This window comes from Pseudoalteromonas sp. (assembly GCF_036960685.1).
Taxonomy (GTDB): domain Bacteria; phylum Pseudomonadota; class Gammaproteobacteria; order Enterobacterales; family Alteromonadaceae; genus Pseudoalteromonas.
This window is the reverse complement of sequence record NZ_JBALXK010000022.1, coordinates 77,187-84,482: the sequence shown is the minus strand read 5'-3', so window position 1 is coordinate 84,482 and position 7,296 is coordinate 77,187. Positions and strand designations below refer to the sequence as shown.

Here is a 7,296-nt window from a genome sequence, read left to right as displayed (position 1 = left end):
GGTGGTTTAACCCGTGAAATGGGTGACAAATACCGTAAAGAGATTTTAGAAGTCGGTAACTCACGTGATCTAATGGAATCGTTTAAAGCGTTCCGCGGTCAAGAGCCTGACACCTCTGCGTTATTAAAACGCCGTGGTTTAAAAGCTACAGTTCAGTAGTAATCTAAATTAATAAAAAAGCCCTTGTAGCGAACTACAAGGGCTTTTTTTATCACTGTAAACTGTTTAGATTAACGCTTACGGCGACGACCTAGTAATGCAAATGGAGTTAGCAATAACATCAAGAAGCCGAAACTACCACTACTTGATTTAGACTGCGGCTGTTCAACTACAGGTTCAGCCTCGTTGCTCACAGCAACAGTTACTTGCTCAGTAACTGATGCTTGACCATCACTTACCGTAACTTCAAATACAACATCTTCGTCACTTGTTATTGTGCCAGGAGTAAAGCTCATAACAGCAGTATCTGTATTAGAGATAGTTGCTGATGTACCACTCACTTGTGTCCAAGAATAAGTAAGTTCATCTTCATTTCTATCAGTAGCAACTGCAGTTAAAGTACTCGTAGCGGATTCAGTAACACTCGTTTCACCAGTAATTGTTACAATAGGTGCTGCGTTATCACACGCAACTGAGTCTCCAGCAATTAGAGAAGAGAAAATAGGTGTTGTTACATTACTAAATGTAAGGTTGTCTATCCACCACCCAAACTCACTTACAGCGCCATCAGATGAAAGACGGAAACGTAACTTAGCTCTGTTACCATTTAATTCACTACCAAAATTAATTGTTTCGTAGTTGCCGTACACACCATTCTCGTCGATGTTATTACCAGTAAACGTATCTCGCTCTTGAATGGCTTGTGAGTCGTTCTCAATTAACGGGCCATCATAACCGCGATTAAATGTACCACCCATTTCAGTAACATCAACCCAGTTACCACCGTTAACACTAATTTCAACAACACCACCATCCCATTCATTTTCAATTAGATAAAAATGCCAGAATGACACTTCAAAGTTACCAGAGAAACCAATATCGAATGCTTTTGTTTCTAAAGCTACGTCTGATTCAAAATCATTGTTTTGTATGAACATAGTTTGCTCACCAAGACCAAAACCAAAGCTATTGAAGAAGGCAACATTATCATCAGCCGCCATACTCTGTGTGCCTTTGGCTAAATCACCGCCAGTCATTACATTTTCTTTTAGGTCAAACAGTGACGTAGTAGCAACTTCCATGTTATCCATGGTTTGAGCGCTAACAGGCTGCTTCTCTTCAAAGCCCATGTTGACCGTATAAGTAAATGTTTCGCTTTGCGCTTCAACAACTTCATCATCTGCTGATAGCTCAGGAAATGAAACTTCTATCTCTAGGCTCTCGGCTGTACCTGACTCATTTAATGTGAATTCAATTGGCGAGCTCGTTGCGGTCGCAAATGGCATTGTATCGGCAAATGTGACTAAGCCGTCATTTTCAAATGTTACATCATGATCGCTGACTACAGTCAATTGAGCTTGTGTACCCGTAAGCATTTTACTACCAGTGTTTGTAATACTCACAGTCAATGTAGCTGTTTCACCCTTATCGACGATACCGTCATTTGAACAAAAACCGAGCTCTACACCGTTGTAACTTGCATCTACAGCAACATCTTTTAGGTTAAAGCTCGCTAGTTCCATCTTGTCCGACTCTACAACTCCCGTTAAATCTTCACTAAAGCGATCTGGTGCAACCGCACCTAAGCCCATACCACGTTTCGCAAATGCGGCTAAAATTAGCTCATAGTCTTTGCTATCTACAGCGTATGCTGCTGCTAAAATAGCATCACGCGCTTCTGTATATAAAGGTGCAATTGGTGTGAGTTTATAACCTGCTACAAGGTAATTAGCCATCCGGTTTTGCGCATCTTCAAAACCATGCTCATTGATTAATGCAACATAACTTTCCCAAAGCATCGTTGCCCAAATTTCACCTGCAGCATGAGGAGATTCTACGCTTGTTGGAGAAATGCCCACATCCTCACCGGCATTTTGAGTAATATGGCGGAATGATAGCGGGTTAACCTCTTTATTTGTAGAGTAAGGAACACGACGAATACCATAGTAGAAGTCTTCTACAAAGGTACCGCTACCATATGCTTTTTGGAACTTGTCATTACCTGCAATGTTTATGTCGTCCGCTTTGGCAATAAACATAAGTGAATGGAAATCACCCCAGCCTTCACCCATAGCACGGCCTTGGAAGTTAATTAGGCCTGCAGAGTTACCCACTAAACGGTTGCTAATATAATGACCCCACTCGTGAGCAATAATACCGTTATCAAGTGTGCCATCTTTTAATTTCGCATTATTGAACATATTAACTGTAACAGTGTTACCTGCATCGATAGAGTCATACATCATATGTCCATCAACGAAGTTCAGACCCATGTTAGGAATTAACACGGCATCATCTTCTCCCCCCATAGGAGCGGGCTCGGCTGAGTCTGGATCATTATTTACGACAATAGCACCAATTGCACCCGCTTCTTGTGCATGCAAAACTTTTGCAGTGAAATTACACGAGCCACGATCAACTAAAGCAATTTTTCCAGCTAACTCTGCGCCATTCGTTGCAGGCTCACAACCATCGAAAACGCTCCCTGAATCAATATCATTACTATCAACTAGCCTTACAACTTCAGCTGCAATATCTGAAAACTGGGCTTGACCAAAGCCAGATACTTTCGAAGAATTAAGAAGGCCAATACCTTCATCAGAAGTAACTACTACGCCAAAATCAATACCAACCTTTGCATCTTTACTATTGTATAAATACATTTGCATACGCGGACTTGCGCCATCAGCTGGAGTTGACATATTTGCGTTATTTAAACCGCTATTATCTTGCGCCTGTGCCTCAATTGGATCACCTTCAACACCACCACGCTCATAGTTAGAAAGCTGAGCTACATTCGAAGTTTCATCAAAACCGTGGTCGTAAAAGAAGTCATGCAGAAAGTTGTTCATGTAGAATAAGTTAACAATTGCAGCTTTACGGTTGTCGTAGCTATTAGCTACTTGATCAACTTGATATGGGTAATCAAATGTAAAATCAGAGGTTGTTTCAGCAGTGAAGTCACCTTCAGTGAAGCCCTGTGGAGCGATGACATCTGCGTATGCAAATACGTTATTACCAGATGTAGTGGTAGCTTCATCAGCAAGCCATGGGTCCATTGTGCTTAACTTACTGTAATAAGAAAGACTAACCAAAGGAGCATCAAGAATTTCAGTTTCATCTATTTGATCTGGCCCATCGGCAGGGATCACATCCCCATGAGGTCCTTCCCACGGGTAACCATCAGCATCAGCCCAGACACGATAGTTAAAATCAGCCGCATGTGCTTTTAAGTCTTTTTTGAAATAGACTTTGCTGTTTTGAGCACCAATAACATAGCTGAAATAGTCACTTTCTAAACTGTTTTTATTAGCGACTTCAACCTCAACATAATAAGCTGATTCAAGCTTACCATTTACTTCAAAAAATACTTTTTTGGCACGAGGTTGACCTAGTACTATTTTATCACCGCTTTGATTCGTTACATTATATTTAACGTAATCGCCTTGTTCCGCTGATTTTGTAAGAGATACATTGATATCTGCAAGCTCTTTAATCGCTTGCTTAATGCTTTGCTCAGCTCCAACAAAACCAGCTAATGGTGCTAATGAGCGACTAGCATTTGAGCTGGTATTAGCGAAGTAACCAGATCCTGCAACTAAGTTATGCTCCTTATCCATGATAAGGTTATATTCGCGGTTAAATACTTCCACACCATGTACTTGTTGTTTATATTTAGCAGTTATAGAACCAAGTTTTTGTTCTGACAAGTCGGTCAATACCGCATTTGAAATACCTCTTTTAGCAGTACTAACGCCTGTTAATGCATTTAGATAATAATCTGCTGCATAAGCATTGCGTTGCTCTGGTAAAACAACTGACATATTAGGTTTTGCTTGACTTACAGCTTGCCAAAGAAAAGTAGCCTTGCCAAGCTGAGCATCAAAAATTGAACTATGTCCGGAGACTGTTCTTCGTTCTGCTAATGCTCGTTGCTGTGTCACTTGAGGATTAAACTGTACTTGAGAGCCGACACTTGGCGCATTATAAAATCGAGCTTGTTCACTCGCTTGAATTTGAGTCGAAGCCAAAATAGCAGTGACTATTGTAGCAACAGCTGTTACCTTAAATTGAGACATTATTGATTCCCTGTTGTTATATTTTTAATTTCGGTTAACAATCATAACCAAAGTTAAAGTACCGTATAGCATTAACAAAAAATACATAACAATGTAAACGAAAGTAAAGAAAAGCGAGTGAGAATGAATAATAAATATAAATTACAAATAGTTATAATTTCAATTGCGTTAATGGGGGGATGCAAAAAAAACGAACAGCCCTTAACTACTGGTGATGAAACAATCAACTCGAGCGCAACAAACAAACAGCAGCAGGCGCTTAATTCTTCAATAAAACAAAATGATTCAATTGAAAAGCAATTAATAAGCAAATCTATCAATAATAATGGAGATAAAATTAGCTATAAGGCAGATAAATTAGTTAAAGGTACTGTGGTTTATAATCATGCAACCAATGAGAAAGGAGTTGTGACAGGGACAGTTTATATCACTTTGAAAGACGATAAGATGCCATTGAAACTTAAAAATACGTACGATTTAAAAAGAGTTACAAAGCATACTTATCGTTTTATAGTCGATAAAAGTATCGACTTAGAATTAACAACGAGTGATTTAAAACAATTTACATCAATTGAAAGTGTTGAAATCGCTGTTAACTATTCACCTATAGAAGAGCAGTTTTAATCATTTAACCACAAAATCAAAGTAGGTATCCGGGTAGGCTTGTGGTTTGTAGGTAAAATGCCACCATTCCATAGAGTAAGGCGAAAACCCTGCCGCTAGCATGATATTTTTAAGTTTATATCTATTTGCTTGTTGTTCTTCGGTTACTCGCGGATCGTCGGTATTTGAAATAGTATCGAACATGTCAAATAACGAGCCCATATTTAGCGCTTGTCCTTGTGAATCGGTTAATGTTAAGTCAATCGTTGAGCCTCGGCTGTGGCCCGATTTGGCCGCGATATAATCACCTAATAACTGATCTTTTCCTAAATTAGGGTAGTACGCTGCTTTGGTTTTAGTATCGTTTTCGTCATTTACCCAGCGCACAAAGTGATCAACCGCACGTTGCGGACGATAGCAGTCATAGATTTTAAAATTATAACCAGCCTGCTGCGCTTGTTTGTGTGCCTGCTGCAAACCTTTTGCAGCGGTTTTATGGAGTAAACATTTAGCTGCTTCATAACCATCAACGGGGGCACCAACAAAGTTATTGTCTGTGTAGTAACGAATATCAAAAAATGCGGTCGGCATTAACGTTGCAACATCAACAAACTCACTATGATGACTTTGAGCTGATTCGGGGTATTCACCGTAAGATTCACTGGCAATTGCCGCATAACTAACAGTACAAGCACCCAGCAGTGAGATTAATTTAACATTGATATTTAACAACATAGTCGTGACTTTAAATATTAAAACAGGCTATCAATATTACATAATTTGAAATAGCTGCCAATAATTTATTCTAAAAGCTTTCTGTTACTTTGCAGTTTCTACGGCTAGATAAACTGAGGATCAACTATGCAGCGATTGCGACCCGTTTTTTCGCTTCATACAAAGCTTGATCAGCGTGTTTGAGTACTTCTTCAACGGTTAGTAACTGCTGTGGCCAGCCTGAAATACCTATTGATACGTTGATACAACCTACCGGCTCTATGAATGTCTCTGACACGCGCATACGCAAGCGCTCAGCCAAAACAAAGGATGTGCTTGCATTCGAGTTAGGTAAAATAACGATAAACTCTTCACCACCGATACGGGCAACAAAATCATTCTCACGGGTGACATCTACAATAATTGTAGCCAGTGACTGTAAAACGATATCCCCGATATCATGACCAAACTCATCATTAACTCGCTTAAAGAAATCAATATCGATAGCAAGTACACTAAATGGTGTGTGATGTAAGGTTAGTTTATCTATCATCAGCTCTAAGCTTCGGCGATTATGTAAGCCTGTAAGTGGATCGGTTTGTGCTTCATGCTTTAATAAACCAATCTGATTATGTAGTAAGCCGACCCCTTTTAACATCGCCAAACGTAGTTCCGAGCTTTCAAAATACCAAGAGCGAACTTGTTTTAATTGCTGTGATGTTGATGGTTTATCTAATGTTTTTGCTGTTTCTGCTAACTGCCTTAATGGCTTTGAAATTAACCGAGCTAACACCCAAATAAATACAAAGGTTGCCAACCCTACCGGCAGAGTTCGATATAAAACATTCATCATCAAGCCGTCTAACGGTGCAAATGCTGCCGTTAATGGTCGTTGTGTAACAATCCCCCAAGACGCAATTTTTAACGGCGCATAGCCTGCCAGCATGACAATATTTTGGCTGTTCTTTACCTGCCTAGTGCCACTTTCCCCTCTTAACACAGCTTCTATTACTGAGTTATTGAAAACCTGCTCGCCGATCCGAGAAACATCAGGGTGATAAAGCAAGCGTCTATTTTTATCAACAACATAGATATATGAACCGTCTTCGTGAAAATGTACTTGTAGCAAGTCATGCAAAATTCCGCTTTGCTTGAGATATAAACTGCCACCGATATAGCCGAGATATTCTTTGTTAGAGTTAAATACAGGGTGTGAAATAAAAATAATAAGATTACCCGCGGCAGACATATAAGGGTCACTGATCATCGGCTTTTTATATGCTAGCGCTTGCTTGGCACCATCACTGGCGAGCATCTGCCCTTGGAGTTTTAAACTCGATGGTGAAATCCCTAATACCACACCGTGTTTATCAACAACCACTGTTGAATTAAAGCTATCGGTCTGTAACAACAACCGTTGCGTTTCTTGGTTCAGGATATTTTCGTCAGTAAATTGTGTTGCCAGAATTTTCGCTGAGAAAGCTAACTGCTGTTGAGCTGCGAGTAAAAATCGATCCGTGGCAGAAACAAGCTTTGCGGCATAGGCTTTATGATTTTTAAAGGTTTGCTGTTGCAGTTGCTGTTTTTGTACTTGGTAGCTGGAATAAAAGCCATTTAGAAAAGTGATCACGGTCACGGAAATAGCCAAAAACAAAATTAGCTTTTTCAAATCAAGAAAGATGTTAAGGCGGCTTCGCAAAATAATTATTCTCTTTATTTTCCCTGCACTCCTTTGCCGATT

5 protein-coding genes are annotated in these 7,296 nt (G+C 39.8%); 2 read left to right on the top strand and 3 right to left on the bottom strand.

What is annotated here, in order from left to right; translation table 11 throughout:
* The coding region (locus V7783_RS16705; protein ID WP_335679687.1) for a M3 family metallopeptidase at positions 1 to 159 on the top strand (159 nt) is incomplete at its 5' end.
* Positions 160 to 230: 71 nt separating this feature from the next.
* On the opposite strand, the gene V7783_RS16700 is transcribed toward V7783_RS16705, so the two are convergent.
* Entirely contained in the window at positions 231 to 4,238 is a 4,008-nt protein-coding gene (locus V7783_RS16700) for a rhombosortase-dependent M36 family metallopeptidase (protein WP_335679684.1), read from the bottom strand.
* A 123-nt stretch (positions 4,239 to 4,361) separates the two neighbouring features.
* Here V7783_RS16700 and V7783_RS16695 point away from each other — a divergent pair, with 123 nt between their 5' ends.
* Positions 4,362 to 4,862, top strand: coding sequence for a hypothetical protein (locus tag V7783_RS16695; RefSeq protein ID WP_335679683.1), 501 nt, complete (start codon positions 4,362 to 4,364; stop codon positions 4,860 to 4,862).
* On the opposite strand, the gene V7783_RS16690 is transcribed toward V7783_RS16695, so the two are convergent.
* Positions 4,863 to 5,576 carry a M15 family metallopeptidase gene (locus V7783_RS16690; RefSeq protein ID WP_335679682.1) on the bottom strand — a complete coding sequence of 238 codons (714 nt, stop codon included), beginning with the start codon at positions 5,574 to 5,576 and terminating at the stop codon, positions 4,863 to 4,865.
* A 124-nt stretch (positions 5,577 to 5,700) separates the two neighbouring features.
* On the bottom strand, positions 5,701 to 7,203 hold the full coding sequence (locus V7783_RS16685; protein ID WP_335679681.1) for a sensor domain-containing diguanylate cyclase: 1,503 nt from the start codon (positions 7,201 to 7,203) through the stop codon (positions 5,701 to 5,703).
* Positions 7,204 to 7,296: the final 93 nt, after the last annotated feature.